Origin of the sequence: Achromobacter sp. SIMBA_011 (genome assembly GCF_046535435.1) — a bacterium.
Classification (GTDB): Bacteria; Pseudomonadota; Gammaproteobacteria; order Burkholderiales; family Burkholderiaceae_B; genus Achromobacter; species Achromobacter dolens.
This window is the reverse complement of record NZ_JAWRWN010000002.1, coordinates 48,963-71,596: the sequence shown is the minus strand read 5'-3', so window position 1 is coordinate 71,596 and position 22,634 is coordinate 48,963. Positions and strand designations below refer to the sequence as shown.

Annotated in this window: 17 protein-coding genes; 8 read left to right on the top strand and 9 right to left on the bottom strand. The window is 68.7% G+C overall.

Annotation, left to right across the window (positions count from 1 at the left end; genetic code table 11):
- Positions 1-14: 14 nt before the first annotated feature.
- Positions 15-2,105, bottom strand: coding sequence for an ATP-dependent helicase (locus SB816_RS07655; protein WP_410546734.1), 2,091 nt, complete (start codon positions 2,103-2,105; stop codon positions 15-17).
- 110 nt (positions 2,106-2,215) lie between these two features.
- On the opposite strand from SB816_RS07655, the gene SB816_RS07650 reads away from it, so the two are divergent.
- A complete protein-coding gene (locus tag SB816_RS07650; RefSeq protein WP_410546733.1) occupies positions 2,216-3,127 on the top strand; it encodes a DUF72 domain-containing protein in 912 nt (303 codons plus the stop codon).
- 97 nt (positions 3,128-3,224) lie between these two features.
- On the opposite strand, the gene SB816_RS07645 is transcribed toward SB816_RS07650, so the two are convergent.
- Positions 3,225-4,754: a PLP-dependent aminotransferase family protein gene (locus tag SB816_RS07645; protein WP_410546732.1), complete on the bottom strand. Its 1,530-nt coding sequence runs from the start codon at positions 4,752-4,754 to the stop codon at positions 3,225-3,227.
- A gap of 95 nt (positions 4,755-4,849) precedes the next feature.
- On the opposite strand from SB816_RS07645, the gene gabT reads away from it, so the two are divergent.
- The 3 genes from gabT (at position 4,850) to SB816_RS07630 (ending at position 8,781) form a co-directional block, all read left to right on the top strand.
- The gene (gene gabT, locus SB816_RS07640; protein ID WP_054503044.1) at positions 4,850-6,112 is read left to right on the top strand and encodes a 4-aminobutyrate--2-oxoglutarate transaminase; all 1,263 of its coding nucleotides are present in this window, start codon (positions 4,850-4,852) and stop codon (positions 6,110-6,112) included.
- A 147-nt stretch (positions 6,113-6,259) separates the two neighbouring features.
- A complete protein-coding gene (locus SB816_RS07635; RefSeq protein ID WP_054503045.1) occupies positions 6,260-7,732 on the top strand; it encodes an NAD-dependent succinate-semialdehyde dehydrogenase in 1,473 nt (490 codons plus the stop codon).
- Positions 7,733-7,926: 194 nt separating this feature from the next.
- Positions 7,927-8,781: an inositol monophosphatase family protein gene (locus tag SB816_RS07630; protein ID WP_054503046.1), complete on the top strand. Its 855-nt coding sequence runs from the start codon at positions 7,927-7,929 to the stop codon at positions 8,779-8,781.
- A gap of 192 nt (positions 8,782-8,973) precedes the next feature.
- Here SB816_RS07630 and SB816_RS07625 read toward each other — a convergent pair whose 3' ends face one another.
- From SB816_RS07625 to SB816_RS07595, 7 genes are all read right to left on the bottom strand, one after another.
- On the bottom strand, positions 8,974-9,801 hold the full coding sequence (locus SB816_RS07625) for an NAD-dependent protein deacetylase (protein WP_054503047.1): 828 nt from the start codon (positions 9,799-9,801) through the stop codon (positions 8,974-8,976).
- A gap of 91 nt (positions 9,802-9,892) precedes the next feature.
- Positions 9,893-10,840: a serine O-acetyltransferase EpsC gene (epsC, locus tag SB816_RS07620; protein WP_054445629.1), complete on the bottom strand. Its 948-nt coding sequence runs from the start codon at positions 10,838-10,840 to the stop codon at positions 9,893-9,895.
- A 181-nt stretch (positions 10,841-11,021) separates the two neighbouring features.
- Positions 11,022-12,074: a UDP-glucose 4-epimerase GalE gene (gene galE, locus SB816_RS07615; RefSeq protein WP_054503294.1), complete on the bottom strand. Its 1,053-nt coding sequence runs from the start codon at positions 12,072-12,074 to the stop codon at positions 11,022-11,024.
- 13 nt (positions 12,075-12,087) lie between these two features.
- Positions 12,088-13,761, bottom strand: coding sequence for a glucose-6-phosphate isomerase (gene pgi / locus SB816_RS07610; protein ID WP_410546731.1), 1,674 nt, complete (start codon positions 13,759-13,761; stop codon positions 12,088-12,090).
- Positions 13,762-13,774: 13 nt separating this feature from the next.
- Positions 13,775-15,178 (bottom strand): phosphomannomutase/phosphoglucomutase, encoded by a 1,404-nt coding sequence (locus tag SB816_RS07605; RefSeq protein ID WP_410546730.1) that lies wholly within the window; start codon positions 15,176-15,178, stop codon positions 13,775-13,777.
- Between the two features lie 18 nt (positions 15,179-15,196).
- Entirely contained in the window at positions 15,197-17,458 is a 2,262-nt protein-coding gene (locus SB816_RS07600) for a GNVR domain-containing protein (RefSeq protein WP_054503050.1), read from the bottom strand.
- 14 nt (positions 17,459-17,472) lie between these two features.
- Positions 17,473-18,609 (bottom strand): polysaccharide biosynthesis/export family protein, encoded by a 1,137-nt coding sequence (locus tag SB816_RS07595; protein WP_410546729.1) that lies wholly within the window; start codon positions 18,607-18,609, stop codon positions 17,473-17,475.
- A gap of 249 nt (positions 18,610-18,858) precedes the next feature.
- Between SB816_RS07595 and SB816_RS07590 the strand changes: the two genes are divergently transcribed.
- The 4 genes from SB816_RS07590 to SB816_RS07575 all read left to right on the top strand — a co-directional run bounded on the left by SB816_RS07590 (position 18,859) and on the right by SB816_RS07575 (position 22,630).
- Positions 18,859-20,268, top strand: coding sequence for an undecaprenyl-phosphate glucose phosphotransferase (locus SB816_RS07590; RefSeq protein WP_054503052.1), 1,410 nt, complete (start codon positions 18,859-18,861; stop codon positions 20,266-20,268).
- A gap of 73 nt (positions 20,269-20,341) precedes the next feature.
- On the top strand, positions 20,342-20,803 hold the full coding sequence (locus tag SB816_RS07585) for a GDP-mannose mannosyl hydrolase (RefSeq protein WP_155755505.1): 462 nt from the start codon (positions 20,342-20,344) through the stop codon (positions 20,801-20,803).
- The gene (locus SB816_RS07580) at positions 20,800-22,230 is read left to right on the top strand and encodes a mannose-1-phosphate guanylyltransferase/mannose-6-phosphate isomerase (protein ID WP_410546728.1); all 1,431 of its coding nucleotides are present in this window, start codon (positions 20,800-20,802) and stop codon (positions 22,228-22,230) included. Before SB816_RS07585 ends, SB816_RS07580 begins: the two co-directional genes overlap by 4 nt.
- Positions 22,223-22,630 carry a VanZ family protein gene (locus SB816_RS07575; protein WP_231132911.1) on the top strand — a complete coding sequence of 136 codons (408 nt, stop codon included), beginning with the start codon at positions 22,223-22,225 and terminating at the stop codon, positions 22,628-22,630. The genes SB816_RS07580 and SB816_RS07575 overlap by 8 nt, the downstream gene beginning before the upstream one ends.
- Positions 22,631-22,634 lie beyond the last annotated feature (4 nt).

The following is a 22,634-nucleotide window of genomic DNA, read 5'->3' as shown; positions in this document are numbered from 1 at the left end:
CCGGCGAACGCGCCCTACGCGAACAGGTTGCGCACGCGCTTGGCCACGTCCACGCTCGGCGCCTGCGGCGCCCTGGCCTCGCGCGCCGGCAGGTCGGGCAGCTTGGGCAGGTGGTCGAACAGCGGCAGCATGGCGTTGGTGATGTAGCGGGTGCGCGAGCCGTAGACGTGCCGGTCGCCCATGCCGGTCTGCTGGTGCACGTAGAAGCGCTGCGGCACGATCAGTTGCAGGCGTTCCTTGGCGCGCGTCATGGCCACGTACAGCAGACGCCTTTCTTCCTCGATCTCTTCGGCGGTGCCGGTGCTCATGTCGGACGGGATACAGCCGTCGACCACGTTCAGCACGTAGACCGCCTTCCATTCCTGGCCCTTGGCCGAGTGGATGGTGGACAGGATCATGTAGTCCTCGTCGCGCGAGGGCGCGCCGGATTCGTCGCTGGTGGCGTCGGGCGGGTCCAGCGTCAGTTCGGTCAGGAAGCGCTCGCGCGACGGGTAGCCGGCGGCGATGCGCACCAGTTGGTCCAGGTCGGTCTTGCGCACGCGCGCATCGTCGTACAGCCGTTCGAGCTGGCCGGCGTACCAGCGCAGCGCCAGGTCGACGTCGGCCGGCCAGCGCAGGTTGGGGTCGGCCAGGGCCGCGTAGGTGTCGGCGAACGCGCCCCACTCCGCCTGCGCCGCCGCGCCCGGCTTGAACTCGCGCAGCGCGCGCAGCGGCTCGGCCGATTGCGCCATGGCGTCCATCAGCTTGCCGGCGGTGGCCGGGCCGATGCCGGGCAGCAGTTGCGCCACGCGGAACCCCGCCATGCGCCCGCGCGGGTTCTCGGCCCAGCGCAGCAGCGACAGCAGGTCCTTGACGTGCGCCGCCTCCAGAAAGCGCAGGCCGCCGAACTTGACGAAAGGAATGTTGCGCCGGGTCAGTTCCAGTTCCAGCGCGGCGCTGTGGCTGGAGGTGCGGAACAGCGCCGCCTGCGACTTGAGCGTGGCGCCGCCCTCGCGCTGCGCCAGCACCTGGTCGGCCACCCAGCGGGCCTGGCCGGCCTCGTCGCTGACGGTGACCAGCTCGGGCAACTGCGACGATGGCCGGTCGCTCCAGAGATCCTTGGCATAGCGCTCGGCCGCCAGGCCGATGACGGCGTTGGAGGCGTTCAGGATGGGCTGGGTCGAGCGGTAGTTGCGGTCCAGCGTGATGACCCGCGCCGGCCGCGGGAACTGCGCCGGAAAGTCGAGGATGTTGCGCACCGTGGCGGCGCGGAACGAATAGATCGACTGGGCGTCGTCGCCCACCACGGTCAGGCCGCGGCCGTCGGGCTTCATGGCCAGCAGGATGGCGGCCTGCAGCCGGTTGGTATCCTGGTATTCGTCCACCAGCACGTGGTCGAAGCGCGCGCCGACGTCGGCGGCGATGGCCGCGTCGCCCATCATCTCGGCCCAGTACAGCAGCAGGTCGTCGTAGTCGAGCACCTGCTGGTCCTGCTTGGCCGCGACGTAGGCGCGGAACAGGTTCTTGAGTTCGTCCTCCCATTGCGCGCACCACGGGAAGGTGGCGTGCAGCACGTCGGCCACCGGCGTCTGGCTGTTGACCACGCGCGAGTAGATCGCCAGGCAGGTGCCCTTGAGCGGAAAGCGCGACTTGGTGGCGGACAGGCCGAGCTCGTGCCGCACTATGCCCATCAGGTCCTCGGCGTCGCCGCGGTCATGGATGGTGAAGGCTTCGGACAGGCCGATGCGCTGGGCGCAGTCGCGCAGCAGGCGCGCGCCGATGGCGTGGAAGGTGCCGGCCCACGGCAGCGACGGCGCCTGCTGGGTGCCGCGCAGGTTCATGACCCGCTGCAGCACGCTGCCGACGCGGCGCTCCATTTCCTGGGCGGCGCGGCGCGAGAAGGTCAGCAGCAGCATGCGCTGCGGATCGGCGCCGTTCAAGATCAGATGGGCGACGCGGTGCGCCAGGGTGTTGGTCTTGCCCGAGCCGGCGCCGGCGATCACCAGCAGCGGGCCGTCGTCGCCCGCGCCGCCGACGCCGAATTCGGCGGCCTCGCGCTGGGCGGGGTTGAGGTCGGCCAGGGGATCGGGACGGCTGGACGGGTGGGCGGAATTCTGGTCGGACATGGGGCGTGGAATGGTCGGCGGCGGGCGCGGTCGGCGCGGCCCGATACCTGGGGATATATCCAGGTATCATAACCGCATCGCCCCCCGCTCCCGCTACCGCCGTTTTCCCCATGCGCCTGCTTGCCGGCACCGCTTCCTGGACCGATCCCACGCTGCTGGCGTGCGGCCGCTTCTACCCGCGCGAGGCGCACGACGCCCAATCCCGGCTGCGCTTCTACGCCACCCGCTTCGGGCTGGCCGAGGTCGATTCCAGCTACTACGCGCTGCCCAGCCCCGAGAACGCCTATCTATGGGCGCAGCGCACGCCCGACGATTTCGTCTTCAACATCAAGGCCTACCGCCTCTTCACCGGCCACCAGACGCCACTGGCCTCGCTGCCCGCCGACATCCGCCGCGAGCTGGCCGACTGGCCCGAGCCCGTCATCTACCACCACGCCATGCCCGACGACCTGCGCGACGAGCTCTGGCGCCGCTACACGCTGGCGCTGGAACCCCTGCGCATGGCCGGCAAGCTGGGCGCGGTGCACTTCCAGTTCCCGCCCTGGATACGGCGCGACGCGCGCGGCCGGGCGTTGGTGGCCGAATGCGTCCGACGCCTGCCGGAACACCTGCTGTCGGTCGAATTCCGCCACCGCGGCTGGTTCGAATCAGCCGCCGCCACGGACGCCACGCTGGCGTTCGAACGGGAACTGGGCGTGGTCCACACGGTGGTGGACGCGCCCCAGGGCTTCGACAACAGCGTGCCGGCGGTGTGGGCCTGCACCCACCCCGACCTGACGCTGCTGCGCCTGCACGGGCGCAACGCGGCCACCTGGAACGCCAACGGCGCCGCCTCGTCCGGGCGTTTCCAGTATGAATACTCCGAGGCCGAGCTGGCCGAACTGGCGCGCCGCTTCCAGGAGCTGGCCCGCCAGAGCGGGCAGGCGCACGCGGTGTTCAACACCAACTTCGAGGACCAGGGCATGCGCAACGCCGCGGCCTTCGCGGCGGCGCTGGGCGGCGCACCCAACCGCCTGGGTTGAGGCGCTCGAGCAGGATGATCGCGGCGCGCAGGCGGCAAGCGCCGGCAGCCCGCCACGGACTTTAAAGCCCGTGCCGCACGGCCTTCAACGCCGGCAGTCAGGCCGGCTGCGCCGCCATCGCCGCCGCGGCGGGCGTCGTGCGCGCCACTTCGGCCAGGCTTTCCAGCAGCACCTCGAACTTGCGCGCGATGTCGTGTTCGGGCACACAGGCATAACCCAGCAGCAGGCCGGGCCGGCGCCCTTCGGCGCCGACGTAGTAGCGCGACAGCGGGCGCGTCAGGACCCCATTGCGGCGCGCCACCTCGACCACGCGCAGGTCATCCATGTGGGGCGGCAATGTCAGCACCAGGTGCAGGCCCGCCAGGCTGGCGTCGCGGTGCAGCCAGTCCGGCCCCAGGCGCCGTTCGATCAGGTTGACCAGCATGGCGCGGCGCCGGCCATACAACATGCGCATGCGGCGGATGTGGGCGGCGTAGTGACCCTCGGCGATGAAGGTGGCCAGCGCCGCGTGCGTCATCAGATGGCCTTCGCGGTAGAGCTCGGCATGGGCCGCCTGGAAGGCGGCGGTCAAGGTCTTGGGCAGCACCAGGTAGCCGACCCGCAGGCCCGGATACAGCGTCTTGCTGAAGGTGCCCATGTAGATCACCGGCGCGTCCGGCTCCAGGCCCAGCAGCGAGGCGATCGGCCGGCCCGAGAAACGGAACTCGCTGTCGTAGTCGTCCTCGATGATCCAACTGCCATGCTGGCGCGCCACCGCCAGCAGTTGGCGGCGTCGCGCCAGCGACATCACCGGCCCCAGCGGATACTGGTGCGACGGCGTCACGAAGATGAAGCGCGGCGGCGCCACGGCGGGCGCGGCATCCGGATCCGGCAGCCGCATGCCTTCCTCGTCGACCGGCAGGTGCACCGTGCGCAGTCCATTGGCCTGCAGCACCGTGCGCGCGCCCCAGTAGCCCGGGTCCTCGACCCAGGCGGTCTCGCCCGCTTCGCCCAGGATGCGGGTGGCCAGGTCGATGGCCTGATGCGAGCCTTCGGTGATGAGGATCTGGTCGGGGTCGCAGTCGATCGAGCGCGTCAGCGCCAGGTGCTGGGCCAGCGCCTCGCGCAGCGCCGGCAGGCCGCCGCCGTAGGCATAAGTGAGCAGATCAGGGGTGGGATTGCGCCAGAGCGCGGAAAAGATGCGCCCGAACTTCTTGTGCGGAAATTCGGTCAGGTCGGGCACCCCCGGCATGAAGGCGCCCCATTGGTAGGGCGAGGCCGACACGCCGTCGACGATGGCCGCGCCCCGCGCCGACAGTGCCGGTCGCGGCTGCGGCGCCGGCGCGCGGCGCGACTGGCGGCCACTGGCCAGGTAGGAGTCGGGCTGCGAGGCATTGACGAAGGTGCCGTTGCCCTGCAGGCTGCGGGTATAGCCTTCGGCCAGCAACTGGCCGTAGACGTGCACCACGGTGTTGCGCGCGATGCCGAGTTCGGCCGCCAGGTCGCGCGAGGCCGGCAGGCGCGAGTCGGCGGCAATGGAACCATCCAGGATGGCCTCGCGGATACCGTGGTACAGCCGCTTGTTCATCGGCCCGCCCGCGGCATCGGCCAGGCGCAGCAACAGCAAGTCTCCAACGATGGACCGCAATTGGTTCTACCTGATTTATAAAAGTGGTTCCCACCAATGGGGCCATAGTAGCATTAAAGTAAGGGTTTACCGCCCACTTGCCATCCGAGGCTGAGATGAAGAATCAGGATTTGAATACCCGCCGTTCCCTGGCCACGCCGCGCGGCGTCGGCGTCATGTGCGACTTCTATGCCGTGCGCGCCGAGAACGCCACGCTGTGGGACGCCAACGGCAAGGAATACATCGATTTCGCGGGCGGCATCGCGGTGCTGAACACCGGCCACCTGCATCCCAAGGTCAAGGCCGCCGTCAGCGCCCAGCTCGACAACTTCACCCACACGGCCTACCAGATCGTGCCGTACGAAGGCTACGTCTCGCTGGCCGAGCGCATCAACCGCCTGGCCCCGATCGACGGCCTGAAGAAGTCCGCCTTCTTCACCACCGGCGTCGAAGCCGTTGAAAACGCCATCAAGATCGCGCGCTCGGCCACCGGCCGCTCGGGCGTCATCGCCTTCTCGGGCTCGTTCCACGGCCGCACCATGCTGGGCATGGCGCTGACCGGCAAGGTCGCCCCCTACAAGCTGTCGTTCGGCCCGATGCCGGGCGACATCTACCACGTGCCGTTCCCCAACGGCACCCAATCCATCACCGTCGCCGACTCGCTCAAGGCGCTGGACCTGCTGTTCAAGGTCGACATCGATCCCAAGCGCGTCGCCGCGATCATCATCGAGCCGGTGCAGGGCGAAGGCGGCTTCAACATCACCCCGCCCGAACTGATGGTGGCCCTGCGCAAGCTCTGCGACGAGCACGGCATCCTGCTGATCGCCGACGAAGTGCAGACCGGCTTCGGCCGCACCGGCAAGCTGTTCGCCATGGAGCACCACTCGGTGCAGGCCGACCTGATCACCATGGCCAAGAGCCTGGGCGGCGGCTTCCCGATCTCGGGCGTGGTCGGCCGCGCCGACGTCATGGACGGCCCGGCGGCGGGCGGCCTGGGCGGCACTTATGCCGGCAACCCGCTGGCGGTGGCCGCGGCCCACGCCGTGCTGGACGTGATCGCCGAGGAAAAGCTGTGCGAACGCGCGGTGCAACTGGGCGACAAGCTGCGCGCCCACCTCGAGGGCCTGCGCGCCAAGGTGCCGGGCATCGCCGACGTGCGCGGCCTGGGTTCGATGGTGGCGCTGGAACTGAACGACGCCAACGGCAAGCCCGACGCCGAGGCGGTCAAGAAGGTGCAGGCCCGCGCCATCGAGCAAGGCCTGATCTTGCTAAGCTGCGGTGTGTACGGCAACGTCCTGCGCTTCCTGTACCCCTTGACCATTCCCGACGCCCAGTTCGACCGCGCGCTGGCCATCCTGGCCGAAGCCCTGGCCGCCTGAGGCCGCGCAACCCGATCATCCGGTTTTTCGGCTGGCAGGCATGACGATTGCGGGCGTGGCGAGCATTCCGGGCGGATTCCGCCCGGGGATGCACGCCGCGCCCGCGTCCGCTTTGGCGGCCGCGTTCCCTTTGAGGAGACTAATGCAATGACTTCTTCTTTGACCCATCCCCTGTCGCGCCCCGAACTGCTGCGCGACGCCTGCTACATCGACGGCAAGTGGGTATCCGCCGGCAACGGCCCGTCGATCCCCGTGGACAACCCCTCCACCGGCAAGACCATCGTGTCGGTGCCCAAGCTGGGCCGCAAGGAGACCGAGCAGGCCATCGCCAGCGCCCAGGCCGCCCTGCCCGCCTGGAGCGCCAAGACGGGCAAGGAACGCGCCGCGATCCTGCTGAAGTGGGCCCAGTTGATGATGCAGAACCAGCAGGACCTGGCCGCCATCATGACCTCGGAACAGGGCAAGCCCGTGACCGAGGCCGCCGGTGAAATCGCCTACGCCGCCTCGTTCCTGGAGTGGTTCGCCGAGGAAGCCAAGCGCATCGACGGCGACGTGCTGCAAAGCCCCAAGGCCGGCCAGCGCCTGCTGGCGCTCAAGCAGCCGATCGGCGTTACCGCCGCCATCACGCCGTGGAACTTCCCCGCCGCCATGATCACCCGCAAGGTCGGCCCGGCCCTGGCCGCCGGCTGCACCATGGTGGTCAAGCCAGCCCAGCAGACGCCGCTGACCGCGCTGGCGCTGGCGGTGCTGGCCGAGGAAGCCGGCGTGCCGGCCGGCGTGTTCCACGTCATCACCGGCAGCTCGCGCGACATCGGCGCGGCGCTGTGCGAAAGCGAGGTGGTGCGCAAGCTGAGCTTCACCGGCTCGACCGAAGTCGGCCGCACGCTGATGGAGCAATGCGCCCCCACCATCAAGAAGCTGTCGCTGGAACTGGGCGGCAACGCGCCCTTCATCGTGTTCGACGACGCCGACCTGGACCGCGCGGTCGACGGCATCCTGGCCTCCAAGTACCGCAACGCCGGCCAGACCTGCGTCTGCGCCAACCGCATCTACGTGCAGGCCGGCGTGTACGAGGAAATCGCCAAGCGCCTGGTGGCCAAGGTCAACGCCATGAAGGTCGGCGACGGCTTCGAGGACGGCGTGACGCAAGGTCCGCTGATCGATACCAACGCCATCGAGAAGGTGCAGGAACACATCGCCGACGCCACCGCGCACGGCGCCAAGGTCATCGCCGGCGGCAAGCCGCACGCGCTGGGCGGCACGTTCTTCGAGCCGACCGTGGTGCGCGACGTGACCCAGTCGATGCGCTTCGCGACCGAGGAAACCTTCGGCCCGGTGGCGCCGCTGTTCCGCTTCGAGTCCGAGGAAGAAGTCATCGGCATGGCCAACGACACCATCTTCGGCCTGGCCGCCTACTTCTTCACCCGCGACTACGCCCGCATCTGGCGCGTATCGGAGGCGCTGGAATACGGCATCGTCGGCATCAATACCGGCCTGATCTCCAACGAAGTCGGCCCCTTCGGCGGCGTCAAGCAGTCCGGCCTGGGCCGCGAAGGCTCGAAGTACGGCATCGAGGAATACCTCGAGATCAAGTACCTCTGCGTCGACCTGGGCGCCTGAGCGCACCACCCCCCCGGGCGCCCCGCCCGGGGGATAAACGGGGCTCCGGTCCCGTTTATCCCCAGGAATTGTGGACAACCTGGCAGATAACTCCTGCACAGGTGGAAAATTCCCTTTTAGTTCATGCGGTTATAAATCGCGATCAAATGCCGCCCAGGCGTGATAGATTTGCGCGTTCCCCAGGACGAGCGACCATGAGCAGAACTTTCACCCGTGACGACACCCGCAAGCTGGCCGGCATCCTGGCCGAAGCCGCGCAGGCGGAGGTCATGCCGCGCTTTCGCAACCTGCCCGAGGGCAGCGTGCGCGACAAAAGTTCGCCGCGCGACCTGGTGACCGACGCAGACGAAGCCGCCGAGCGCCTGATCGCCGCGCGCCTGGCCAGGCTGCATCCGGGCGCGGTGCTGATCGGCGAGGAAGCCTCGACCCGCAACCCGGCCCTGCTGAACATGCTGGTGGACGCCGAGCTGGCGTTCCTGATCGACCCGATCGACGGCACCCGCAACTACGTCGCCGGCCTGCCGCTGTTCGGCATGATGATCGCGGCCTGCCATCGCGGCGACGTGATCGCCGGCGTGATCTACGACCCGGTCAACCGCGACAGCGCGCTGGCCGTGCGTGGCGAAGGCGCCTGGATGGAGTACGAGAACGGCAAGCAGGCGCCGCTGGCCGTGGCCAGCCCCGCGCCGCCCGAGGACATGGACGGCCTGATCTCGACCGGCGCCCTGCCCGAGCCGCTGCGCACCACCGTCAACGGCAACCTGTCGCGCCTGGGCAGCACCGCCAGCCTGCGCTGCGCCGCCCACGAATACCGCATGCTGGCGGCCGGCCACAGCCACATCGCCCTGTACAACCAGTTGACCGCCTGGGACCACGCGGCCGGCTGGCTGCTGCACCGCGAGGCGGGCGGCTACGCGGCGCGCTTCGACGGCTCGCCCTACAAGCCCACCCACCGCAGCGGCGGGCTGCTTTACGCCCCGGACGCAGGGAGCTGGCACGCGGCGCGCAAGGCCCTGCTGGGCGACGCCATTGCCGACGTCGAAGGCTGAATACCGGGGCCAGACCACCATGGATCGGTCGGAAATGCCCCTAACATGCTCGCAAAATCGGGGTAATCCCTAGGAATTATCCACAGTATCTGTGGACAACCCTTTGGAAAGGTCTGTAACGGCGCAAAAAAATCCTTACAGGGCGGGCACTTGGTTAAACCGGTCAAAAACCGGCCGCTGTCCGTCCCGCTTTTATGCCGCCGTCAGCGCCTCCAGCGCCACCGCGCTGGGCAGCTCGATCTTGAGCGTCAACAGGTTGTCGGCCCGCGTGCGGCCCAGGTTGATGGCCGCTATCGGCATGCCGTTGCGGGACGCCGCCGTGACGAAGCGGTAGCCCGAATAGACCATCAGCGACGAGCCCACCACCAGCACCGCGTCGGCCGCCATCAGACCGGCATTGGCGCGGTCGACCCGCTCGCGCGGCACGGTCTCGCCGAAGAACACCACATCGGGCTTGACGATGCCGCCGCAGACCGGACAGGGCGGCACCTGGAACGAAGCGAAGTCCACGCCCTCCAGGTCGGCGTCGCCGTCGGGCGCGTCATCGGCCTCGAAGGCGATCCAGCCGGGGTTGTATTGGTGCAGCGTGTCCTGCCAGGCATCGCGGCGGCCGCGCCAGTCGCAGTTCATGCAGCGCACCTGGTCGAGCCGGCCATGCAGGTCGACCACGTCGCGGCTGCCAGCGGCTTCGTGCAGGCCGTCGACGTTCTGCGTCACCAGGACCGACACCCGGCCGCGCTGCTGCAATTGCGCCAGCGCGCGATGCGAGACGTTGGGTTGCACCTGGCCGAAGCGGCGCCAGCCCACCATGCTGCGGGCCCAGTAGCGGGCGCGCGCGTATTCGCCGCCCATGAAAGTCTGCAGCGTCATGGGCGGGGAACGTTTCCATTCGCCGTCGGTGTCGCGGTAGTCGGGGATGCCGGAATCGGTGCTGACGCCCGCCCCGGTCAGCACGAACAGCCGCGGGTGGCGGTCGACGAAGCCGCGCAGCGCGGCCAGATCCGAAACACGTGTGTCCATCCAGGCTCCCGTATCGAATCCCGGGCGTCAGCGCCGCCCGGGCGAGAGGCGGGCGGCGCCAGGGCCGCCCAGCCGAAACGCGGACGCCGTCTCAGCCGCCCAGGCCGCAATCCGGCATGTCGCTGACCAGGCTGGCCTGGGTGACGTTGCTGCCCGGCGGCACGCTGCGCGTGAGCCAGACGTTGCCGCCGATGGTCGAGCCCTTGCCGATGGTGACGCGCCCCAGGATGGTGGCGCCCGCGTAGATCACCACATCATCTTCGATCAGCGGGTGGCGCGCCAGGCCTTTCTTGAGTTCGCCGTTCTCGCCCGGCGGGAAGCGCTTGGCGCCCAGCGTGACCATCTGATAGAGGCGCACGCGGTCGCCGATGATGGCGGTCTCGCCGATCACCACGCCGGTGCCGTGGTCGATGAAGAAGCTGCGGCCGATGGTGGCGCCGGGATGGATGTCGATGCCGGTGTCGGCGTGGGCGATCTCGGCCACGATGCGGGCCAGCATCGGCACGCCCAGGCGGTACAGCACGTTGGCCAGGCGATGGTGGATCATGGCGGCCACGCCGGGATAGCACAGCAGCACTTCGTCGACGCTGTGCGCGGCCGGGTCGCCCTGGTAGGCGGCGGTCACGTCCAGGTCGAGCGCGGCGCGCACGCGCGGCAGCTCGGCGCCGAACTGGCGCACGATGTCGATGGCGCGCTGCTGCGAAGCGGCCAGCAGCGCCGGATCGTCGCGACCGACGTATTGCAGTTCCAGGTTGACCTGGTGCAGCAGCGCGTCCAGCGCCGCGCCGATGGTGTGGCCGACGTAGAAGTCCTCGACCTCCTCGCGCAGGTCGATGGGCCCCAGCCGCATCGGGAACAGGGCGCCACAGAGGTCCTTGATGATCTGGCGCAGGGCTTCCTGCGACGGAAACTCGCGCAGGCCGGCGTCTTCGCGCAGGCGGCCGCGCGGGCCGCGCCAGGCCACCCGCGCCTGGCGCAGGCCGGAGACGATGCTGTCCAGGTTCCAGTGGGCGGTGGGAAGGTAGGCCGGGCCGCTCATTGGAACAGCCCCGGCTGGGTGCCGGCCGGGCCGGCGGACGGAAGGGAATCGAGCATGACAGTGCCTCGGTGACGGTGCATCGCGCGCGACGGCGGGGCCGCGCGGATGCTGCTTCGCAATATTTCCGTCAACTGTAACCGCTCGGCCCGCTTCGCGGAACCCATCCGACACGCCGTTGGGGTTATGCCGCCGGCGGATCCGTCTCGTAACCGCGCGGGTTGCCCTGCTGCCAGCGCCAGCCGTCGGCGCACATGGCATCGACCCCGCGCGTGCTGTGCCAGCCCAGCAGCGAGGCGGCCAATGCCGGGTCGGCCCACATCCGCTCGATATCGCCGGGACGGCGCGGCCCGGTGCGCAGCGGGATGCGGCGCTGACTGACGCGCTCGAACGCATGCACCAGTTCCAGCACGCTGGTGCCGCGCCCGGTGCCCAGGTTGACCGCCACGAAACCGGGGTGGCCGGTGGCGTAGGCCAGCGCCTGCACATGGCCCTGCGCCAGGTCCATGACATGCAGGTAGTCGCGCACGCCCGTGCCGTCCGCGGTGGCGTAGTCGTCGCCGAACACGTTCAGGAACGGCTGCCGCCCCACCGCCACCTGCGTGATGTACGGGAACAGGTTGTTGGGCACGTCGCGCGGACTCTCGCCGATCTGGCCGCTGGGATGCGCGCCGATCGGATTGAAGTAGCGCAGCGTCACCGCGCCGAACGCCGGCTCGGCCGCGCACAGGTCGCGCAGCATCTGCTCGACCATCAGCTTGCTGCGGCCGTACGGATTCGCCGGCGCCAGCGGATGCGCCTCGGTGAACGGCAGCGAGCGCGGCTCGCCATAGACGGTGGCCGACGAGCTGAACACCAGGCGCGTCACGCCCTCGTCGCGCATGGCGCGCAGCAATGCCACCGAGCCCGACACGTTGTTGTCGTAGTACTTGAGCGGGTCGGCCACCGATTCGCCGACCGCCTTACAGCCGGCCAGGTGCAGCACCGCCTGCACCGGGTCGCCGCGCCGCGCCTCGCGCGCCAGCAGCGCCTGCACCAGCCCGGTCTGGCGGATGTCGCCCTCGACCAGCGGGATCGACGCGCCGCACAGGCGCTCGACCCGCCGCACCGCCTCCGGGCTGCCGTTGCTGAAGTTGTCCAGCACCAGCGGCCGCTGGCCGGCGGCCAGCATCGCCACCAGGGTGTGGGCGCCGATGTAGCCGGCGCCGCCCGTGACCAGCACGCGCATCTCGCTCATGCCCGGCTCCCGGTCAAAGATGCGCCGCCACGCCGGGCAGGCGGGCATGGCGCGGTTGCGGCGCCTGGGCGTGGCCGCGATAGCGGTCGATCCAGTACGAGGTGGACGCGTCGTGGCCCCAGTCGACCACGCCGGCCGACACCGGCACCGCCAGCTCGCGCTCGATGCCGGTGGCCAGCCGCTTGCCCAGTTCCACGCCCCACTGGTCGAAGGGATTGACGCCCCACACCACGCTCTGCACGAACACTTTGTGTTCATACAGCGCCAGCAATGCGCCCAGCGCGCGCGGCTCCAACTGGCGCAGCACGATCAGCGTGGACGGCCGGCCGCCCGGGTGCACCATGTGATGCGCCAGCGTCAGCGCCTGCTCGGGGTCCTCGACATGGGCCACGTCCAGCAGCGCCTGCTCCAGATCCTTGCCGCGCAACAGCGCCTGGCGCTGCGCCAGGCAATTGGCCAGCAGCATGCGGTGGGCGTCGGGGCTGTCCGGGTGGCCCTGCAGGCTGGCGATGAAATCGACCGGCGCGCCATGCGCGCTCTGGTGCAGCCATTGGAAGAAGGTGTGCTGGCCGTCGGTGCCCGGCATGCCCCAGATGATCGGGGCGGTCGGCACGTCCACCGCGGCGCCGTCGCCGCCGACGCGCTTGCCCAGCGACTCCATTTCGAGTTGCTGCAGGTAGGTCACCAGGTGCAGCAGCCGCGCGCTGTAGGCGGCGATGTTGAGCGAGCCGTGGCCCAGCACGCTGCAGTTGACCAGGCCGGCCAGCGCCAGTTGCACCGGCGCGTTGGCGCCCAGCGGCGCCTGCTGGAAATGCTGGTCCATGGCCTCGGCGCCGGCGCGCATGCCGATCAGCACGTCGGCGCCGACGGTGAGCGCGATCGACAGCCCGGCCACCGACCAGACCGAATAGCGTCCGCCGACCCAGTCGCACATGCGAAACACCTGGCTTGCCGGCACCCCCAGGGCGCGCGCGGCCGGCGCGTTGGCGGTGACCGCCGCCAGGTGCGCGGAGGGATCGGCCACCCCGCCCTGCCGCAGCCAGGCAATGGCGGCGCGGGCGTTGTGCAGAGTCTCGACGGTGGTGAAGGATTTGGACGACACCACCACCAGGCAGCGGCGCGGGTCCAGCCCGGCCACCGCGTCATGGAAGGCGTGGCCGTCGATGTTGGAGACGAAACGGATCTGGCGCCGCTGGCCCGGGCCGCCAAAGGCCTGGATCGCCAGGCGCGGTCCCCAGTCACTGCCACCGATGCCGATGTGCAGCACGGTGGCGAAGTCGGCGTTCTGGTCGACGTGCCGCACGAAATCGGCCATGCGCGAATACTCGCAGACCGAGTCCCGGTCCTGGCCTTCAGGCTGTTCGCGGGTGCGGCCGGCGCGCAGCGCGGTGTGCCAGGCCGGCTTGCCCTCGGTCCAGTTGACCGGGCCGCCGGAGAACAGCGCCTGCCGCGCCTCGTCCAGGCCGCGGGCGCGCAACAGCGCCAGCGCGGCGGCGTCCAGCGCGGGCGATTGCCGCTGCATGGTCAGGTCCACGCACAGGCCAGCCGCCTCGATCACCTTCAATGCGCCCGCGTCCAGCGCGGCGCCGTGCGCCGCCTGCGCGAAAGCGCGCCATTCCAGGCTGGCGGCGAGGCTGTCGGCCTCGGCCGCGGCCTCGGCCTCTCTCGCAAAATTCGCATTACCCATCGCGTGATGCTCCTTAGAACGGTAAACGGATATGGGGGGCAACGCGCCGGAACGCGTTGCGGAAGTCCTCCTCGATGCGGGCCAGGGCGGCCACGGAGTCTCCTTCGAAGCGCAACACCACCGTGGGCGTGGTGTTGGACGGCCGCGCCAGGCCGAAGCCGTCGGCGTAGTCGACCCGCACGCCATCCAGGTCATTGATGGAAAGCGCGCCCGGAAACTGGCCGCCGGCGCGCAGCGCCTCGACCAGCTCGAACTGCTCGCCCTGGGTGGTTTCCAGCTTGATTTCGGGGGTGGCGCAGGACTGCGGCAGGCTCTCGAGCAGCGCCGACGGATTGGGCGCGCCGGACAGGATCTCCAGCAATCGGGCGGCGGCGTAGATGCCGTCGTCGAAGCCGTACCAACGCTCCTTGAAAAAAATGTGGCCGCTCATCTCGCCGGCCAGCAGCGCCCCGGTCTCGCGCATCTTGGCCTTGATCAGCGAATGGCCCGTCTTCCACATGGTGGCCTTGCCGCCGGCCTCGGTGATGGCGCGCGCCACGTGGCGGCTGCACTTGACGTCGTAAAGGATCTCGGCGCCCGGGTTGCGCGCCAGCACATCGCGGGCGAACAGGATCAGTTGGCGGTCGGGCCAGATGATCTGGCCCGACTTGGTGACCACGCCGAGCCGGTCGCCATCGCCGTCGAACGCCAGCCCGACTTCGCAGTCGGAGTAGCGCAGGCAATAGATCAGGTCCTGCAGGTTCTGCGGATCGGCCGGGTCCGGGTGATGGCCGGGGAAAGCCCCGTCCACCTCGCAGAACAGCTCGGTGACCTCGCAGCCCAGGGCGCGGAACAGCGCCGGCGCCACCGCGCCGGCCACGCCGTTGCCGCAGTCGATGGCGATTTTTATCGGCCGCGCCAGGCGGATATCGCCCACCAGCCGCGCCGCGTAGCAGGGCTGGATCTGCATCTGCGTGCGGCCGCCGGCCACGCTGGCCGACTCGATCGGCAGGCGCATGGCGTCGCGCAGCGCGGTGATGCCGTCGCCATACAGCGAAGCGCCGTCCAGCACGATCTTGAAGCCGTTGTGGGACGGCGGATTGTGGCTGCCGGTGACGGCGATGCCGGCGCCGGTGTCCATCAGGCGGGCCGCGAAATAGACCATCGGCGTGGTCGCCATGCCGATGTCGATCACATGCAGGCCGGCCGAACGCAGCCCGGCCTGCAGCGCCGCCGCCAGTTCCACGCTGCTCAGGCGCCCGTCGCGCCCCACCACCATGGCGCGCGCGCCCAGCTCCAGCGCCCGCACGCCGGCCGCCATGCCCAGGCTGTGGGCGAAGCGCGCGTCGATTTCATCGGGCACCGTGCCGCGTATGTCATACGCCTTGAAGACCGCATCCAGGATCTGCGGGGTTTCCCAGCCAAACGTTCCGTGCATGCCAGTTCTCCGCGGAGGTTACTTGGGGCCGTTCTGCTTGAAATCACCGTAATAAGCGGCTCGCGAATAGCGGTATCCGCCATACTTGGAGCGGAACCCGAAGCGCTCGGGCATCAGTTTGAGTCCGTTGAACAGCACCCCGTCGACCGGCGCGCCGGCCTGGATCAGGCGCTTGGCGGTTTCGCGGATCTCGCCCACGGTGTTCATGCCCGACCGCACCACCACCATGACCGCCGCGGCATGCGTGCCGACCACGGCGGCGTCGGGCGAGGACAGCACCGGCGCCGTGTCCAGGATGACCATGTCGTACTGGCTGGCCAGTTCGCGCAGCGTCTGGCCGAAGATCGGCGAGGCCAGCAGTTCCGAGGGATCGAAGCTGACCGCGCCGGTGGAAATGAAATCCACCCCCTCCGAGACGCTGTGCTTGCGCACGCGTTCGAGCGGCAGCGTGCCCGACAGCACCTCGAACAGGCCGTCTTCCTTGGGCACGCCGAAATAGCGATTGAGCTGGCCCTTGCGGAAATCGGCGTCGATCAGCAGCACGCGCTTGCCGACCCCGCCCTGGATGAAGGCGAAATTGGCCGACAGGAACGATTTGCCGACGCCCGCCACCGGGCCGGTGAACATGACCATATTGTTGGCCGACTGGCGCAGCGAGGCCTGCAACACGTTGCGGAAGGATCGCAGGCTCTCGATCGGCGGCGCGTTGCCCTGGCTCTGCGCCAGCAGCGCGGGCACCGTGGCGTTCTTGCGGCGGCTGCGGCGCCACAGCTTGTCCTGCAGGTCGCTGTGCGGAATCGCCGCCAGCACCGGCAGGCCGGTGTAGCGCTCGACATCGTCCGGCTCGGACAGGCCGCCGAACAGCGCGTTGCGCACGAAGGCGCACAGCACGCCGATGATCAGGCCGATGGCCGTGACGACGGCGATGATGATGGCGGCCTTGGGCCGCACCGGCTTGTCCGGCTGCACGGCGGCGTCCAGGATGCGCACGTTGCCGACCTTGCCGGCGCGGATCAGGCGCAATTGCTGGGCGTTGTTGAGCAGACCCGTGTACAGCTCGGTGTTGACGCGCACATCGCGCACCAGCCGCACCACGTCCTGCTCCAGGTCCGGCAACTGCTTGATGTTGTCGCCGATGCGGTTGACGTCGCCCGTCAGCGAGGCGATCTGGCGGTCGATGGCGACGATGCTCGGATGGGTCGGCGCGAACCGGGTGATCAGCTCCTGGCGCTTGGCGCGCAGTTCCATCACCTTGGTCTGGGCGTCCACCGACTGCGCCAGGATCAGCTTGGCCTCTTCGCTCAGGTCGATGGTGCCGCGCTTGTTGCGCAGCGAGTTGTACTTGGTCTCGGCCGCGTCCAGTTCGCGCTTGAGCTGCGGCAACTGCTGGTCGAGGAAGGCCAGCGACTTCTCGGCCTGCGCCGACTTGCGGTTGACGTTCTGCTGCACGTATTCCTGGCCGATCTGGTTCAGCACCGCCGTGGTCAGCACCGGATCGTTGCCTTCCAGCGTCACCCCGATCACGCCCGAGGTGCGGCCGCGCTCGAAGATGCCCAGGCGCGACTGCACGTCCTCGATCGCCGCCAGGCGCGAGGTGCGCGACACCGTGTACTCCGTCCCGGGACGGCCGTTGAGCGCGTCGACGTGCACGTCCAGCGCGCCGCCGCCAGGCAGCAGGAAGTGCTCGGGCTTGCCGACCGTGCCGTTGAAGGTGGCGCCGGTGAGCTTGTCGTTCAGGGTGTAGGCGCCCTCGCCCAGGTTGGTGATGCGAAAAGGCTTGCCCAGCCATTCGTTCGGCACGTCCAATTGCGAGATCGAGATCGACTCGCCGCCCCAGGCGTAGCCGCCGCGGGGTAGCCCGGATGGATACGGCAGGCTTTCGTGGCGCTGCGCCAGCCATTCGCCCACCACGGGGAAGTAGCGCGGCTTGGCGTGGATGTAGAGCATGAACTTGTCGACGGCCGGCCCCACCACCATGCGCGAACGCAGCACTTCCATTTCGCCGGAGGTTTCGGCCTTGGTGTCGAAGATGGCCGAGACGTCGCCCAGGAGGCTGCGACTCTGGCCTTGCGGCAGCTCCTCCTCCACCTGGACGATGATGTCGGCCGAATAGACCGAGGGGGTCACCATGACGTAGGCAACGGCCCCCAGCAGTGCGATCAGGGTGATGGCGATGATCAGCCAACGGTTGGAGAAGATGGCGTCCACGTGCGAGGACAGCGGGGTTTCCTGCTGGCGAGCCGGGACGGAGGGCTCGAACGATTCGATGGGCAACGGCATGCAGCTCTCCAGGGTTACTTGATGGAATGCACGGTCTGTACCGTCTGTGCACTCGGGAACAGATTGCTGATGAAGCGGTTCCACCGCACCAGCGCCGCCGTATCGACGAAGACGACGTCCTTGGGTTGCAACTCGAACTTCTCCGCCACCGCATAGGCCTGCGGCGAGGCGGCATTCAGGTGGAACACCAGCGGCGTTGCCTGCTCGGTGCTGCGCACCACGAACACCTGCGACGAATCCGCGGTCAACTGGTTGGGCCCTCCCGCCACGCCCAGCGCCTCGTTCAACGTCAATCTGCCGTCGCGCATCACGATCGTGGCCGGCGTAGTCACTTCGCCCGTCACGAACACCTTGCTCTCATCCCTCGGAGTCACCCGGACGATGTCGCCCGACTTCAGCATGACCTGGTTCAGGTCCTGGCCACGGTCGATCAGCGCGGGCAGATTCACGCGGGTCTTCTTGCCTTCGCGGATGACGTACACGCTGCTGCGGTCGCCCGTGGGCAATACGCCGCCCGCGCGGTTGATCGCCTCCAGCAAGGTCATGGGAATGTCGTTGATCGCCACCGCGCCTGGCGTCTTCACCTCGCCTTCGACGTAGACCCGCTTGCTGCGGTAGCCCAGCACGCGCACCGTGATTTGCGGGTCCTGAATGTATTTGCCGGAACTGTTGACTATGAGATTGCGCGCCTGCAGTTCAGTCAACCCCGCCACTTTCAGCAATCCCGTATAGGGAAATTGGATGTATCCAGAGGACGAGACCGTATACCCCGGAATGCCCGATGCGGTGTCCCCGAAGGCTAGTTCGGTCACCCCAGTGCCGATGGCGTAGGTTTGCGTCGGAAGGACGAGCTCGGGGTGATCCCAGACCACGATCGAGAGGATGTCCCCGGGACCGATGCGATAGGGCTCGGCCTTGTCGACCAGCCGCGAAATGCCGTCGTTGTCCAGCAGCGCCTGCCGCGCGCGATTGTCGTCCAGCACCAGCGAGGGCGTGATCTCCTTGATCTGCGCCACCGAGTTCGGATCCAGCGGATCGACCAGGTGCTTGGCATTGAAGGTCATGCCGGGAGAAAGGGCGCAGGCGCCCAGCGAGGACACGAGCGCAATGGCTGCGATGGCTCGGCTCAACGTTCCGAAAAATGTCGTCATGGCGAATCCACTGTGAATGACTTCGTTGCTTGGAAAGGAGCCCGATGCGTAACGGGTTGCGACATTCCACTCCCTTTTCCAGGCCCCGCACATTCGACGGATGCCCTAAGCCTTCTCCTACATCGTTTGGAGGTTTCGGGTGCGCCGGGCACTCAATAAGATTTCCACGGTAGCCACATGCTTTGCGGCGGCGCACCGTTTTTTTTTCCGCGCGGCCGCAGGGCGACTCCCCGAACAAAGGAGTACGCGATGGACCCGTCCCTTACGGACACGTCGGCGAGGTCGAACCGATCCAGCTATCTCTACCGGCTGTTGGATGCCGCGATCGTCATCATCTGCGGCCTCGCCGTCACCGAGCTGAAGTTCTCGGACGAGGCGATGGCGGATCCTCCGCAGATCCACCTGTTCCTGATCTACCTGTGCGGCCTGGGCGTCATCGCGCTGTTCCCGGCCTTCCGCCTCTATGTCTCCTGGCGCGGCCGCCGCCTGACCGACCTGGTGGTGCGCAGCCTGGCGGCCTGGGCCACGGTGTTCGCCCTGGGCATTCTGGTCAGTTTTCTCATGCATCAGAGCGCGGCGGTATCGCGCTTGTGGGCGGCGACCTGGTTCGGCTCCGTCGCCCTGGCGCTGGCCGGCGTGCGCCTGGCGGCCTACACCATCCTGGGCGCGGCGCGCGACCGCGGCCTGGACCGCAAGCGCGTGCTGCTGGTCGGCTTCGGCGCGCTCGGCCACGACCTGTGGCGCCGTGTCGAACGCTACCGCGAGGCCGGCTACGAGATCGCCGGCATCTATGCCGAAGCCCACGAAAACCTGCCGCCGCAGGTGCGCCGCCTGCACGAGCTGGACGCGCTGCATGGCTTCGTGCGCGAGCACAATGTGCGGGAAGTCTGGATCGTGCTGCCGATGGAGGCCGGCCAGGAATTGCGCGAGGTGCTTTACCACCTGCGCAACGACCTGGTGGACATCCGCTGGATTCCCGACGTGATGTCGATCCAGTTGCTGGGACACCGCATCGGCGAGTTCCTCGGCCTGCCCGCCATCCAGCTCAACAGCCTGCCGGCCGCCGGCGTGCGCGGCCTGGCCAAGGAAGCCTTCGACCGCGCCTTCGCGCTGTGCGCACTGGTGGGGTTGTCGCCGGTGATGCTGACGGTGGCGTGCCTGGTGAAACTGACCTCGCGCGGGCCGGTGCTGTTCACCCAGCCGCGCCTGGGCGTGGACGGCAAGGTGTTCCACGTCTACAAGTTCCGCACCATGACCGTGCACCAGGAGCACGGCGTGGTCACCCAGGCCACCCGCAACGACGCCCGCATCACCCGCATCGGCGGTTTCCTGCGCCGCACCAGCCTGGATGAACTGCCGCAGTTCCTGAACGTGCTGCGCGGCGACATGTCCGTGGTCGGCCCGCGTCCGCACGCGCTGGAGCACAACGAACTCTACAAGGACCTGGTACAGCGCTACATGATGCGCCACCGCGTCAAGCCGGGCATCACCGGCTGGGCCCAGGTCAACGGCCTGCGCGGCCAGACCGACACGCTGCGCAAGATGAGCGACCGCATCGAGCACGACATCTATTACATCCAGCACTGGACGTTCCGGATGGACCTGATGATCATCGCCCGCACGGCGGTCTCCGGATGGACGGGCCGAAATGTCTACTGAACCGCTCGGCTGGCCCCTGATCGTCCCGGCGCGCGTGCGTTTCTCGCCCGGCCCGGCCGCGCCGGCCCCCGGCCTGCTGGCCGAGGACGACTTCCGCCGCGCGGTGGAGATGCTGCCGCTGGTGTCCATCGACCTGCTGCTGCGCGACGCCGAGGGCCGCTACCTGACCGGGCTGCGCAGCAACCCGCCGGCCCAGGGCGCCTGGTTCGTGCCGGGCGGCCGCATCCGCAAGAACGAGACGCTGGCGCGGGCGCTGCAGCGCATCGCCCGCGAGGAACTGGGCGTGACGCTGCCGCCCCCCGCCTGGCGGCCGCGCGGCGTGTACGAACACTTCTACGACACCAATTTCGCCGGCGAGCCCGGCCGTTCCACCCATTACGTCGTCCTCGCCTACGAGGCCGATCTGACGCTGGATGCCGGCAACCTGCCGCTGGGCCAGCACCGCCGCTACCGCTGGCAATCCCCGGCGGCCATCGCCGCCGATCCCGGCGCGCATCCGAACACCCAGGCCTACTTCAAGGAGTCAGCGCCATGACCCACCCCCATCCCCCCTACCGGGCCGTCATCCTTTGCGGCGGTTCGGGTTCGCGCCTGTGGCCCCTGTCGCGCGAGCTGCTGCCGAAGCAGTTCATCCGTTTGACCGATGACCGCAGCCTGCTGCAGAACACCCTGCTGCGGCTCGGCTCGGCCTGCGCCCAGCCCAAACCGATGCTGGTCTGCAACGCCGCCCACCGCTACATCGCGGCCGAACAGGCGCAGGAACTGGGCATACAGGACGCCGAGATCGTGCTCGAACCGCACGCCCGCAACACCGCGCCCGCCATCGCCGCCGCCACGCTGCGGGCGATGCGCGATGGCGAGGATCCGGTCATGCTGATCATGCCGTCCGACCACGTGCTGGAGGACGGACCGGTGCTGGCCGCCGCCTTCGCCGAGGCCTACCAGGCCGCGCGCCAGGGCGCGCTGGTGACGTTCGGCATCACGCCCACGGCGCCGCTGAGCGGCTACGGCTACATCCAGGCGGCAGAGCCGGACGACCTGGCGCCGGCGCGACGCGTGCGCCGCTTCGTCGAGAAGCCCTCGCCCGAAGTGGCGCAGCGCTTCATCGAGACCGGCAGCTACTACTGGAACAGCGGCATGTTCGCCTTCCAGGCCTCGGTGTTCCTGGCCGAGATGGAACGCCTGGCGCCGCGCATCCTGCAGCAGGTGCGCGCGGCCGTGGCCGCCGGCCATGGCGAAGACAGCCTGTTCCAGTTGGACGGCCCCGCCTTCGAGGCCTGCCCCAGCGACTCGATGGACTACGCCATCATGGAACGCACCGACAGCGCCGTGGTCATCCCGCTGGCAGCGCCCTGGAGCGACGTCGGCGCCTGGGACGCGGTCTGGGGCATCGCCCGCAAGACGGCCGAGGGCAACTCCACCAGCGGCGACGTGATGGTCGAGGACTCGCGCAACTGCCTCATCCATTCGACCAGCCGGCTGGTGGCCTCGGTGGGACTGGACGACATCGTGGTGATCGAGACCGCCGACGCGGTGCTGGTGGCGCACAAGAACCGCTCGCAGGACGTCAAGCGGCTGGTGGAGGCTTTCAAGGGCCAGCACCGCAGTGAAATGAACCACCACCGCGAGGTGCAGCGGCCCTGGGGCTCGTATGACTCGGTGGGCCAGGGGCCGCGCTACCAGGTCAAGCGCATCACCGTGAAGCCGGGCGCGCGACTTTCGTCGCAGATGCACCATCACCGCGCCGAACACTGGGTGGTGGTGTCAGGCACGGCGCGCATCTACAACGGCGACAAGCAATACCTGCTGACCGAAAACCAATCGACCTACATCCCGCTGGGCGAGGTCCACAGCCTGGAGAACCCCGGCAAGATCCCGCTGGAAATCATCGAGGTGCAGTCCGGGGCGTATCTGGGCGAGGACGACATCGTCCGTTTCCAGGACATGTACGGCCGTGTCTGATCCGCGGCGCGCGGCCTCGTCCTTCTTGCGCCCGGGGGTGGCGCGGATCTGCCTGCCCGCGGCGGCGCTGTTCTTCCTGGCGCTGGTCACGGTGGGCAACCTGCCAGGCCTGGCGGCGGAAATGTCGGCCACCTTCGGCGACAAGCGCCTGCACCTTGCGGCCTACGCCTTTCTGACGGCGCTGATCTACGCCTCGGTGCGTCGGCGCCCCGCGCTGACGGCGCTGGCGATCGTGACGGCGCTGGGCGCGCTGGACGAAATCATCCAGTCCTTTTTTGCCTATCGACAGGCTGATCTCTTAGACCTTCTGGCCGATATCTCCGCGGCGGGTGCGACAGTAATCTCGTTGAACATCGGTTCCGCAGCCTTCGGCTCCTTTCGTGCAGTGACTAAGTCTTAAGGAT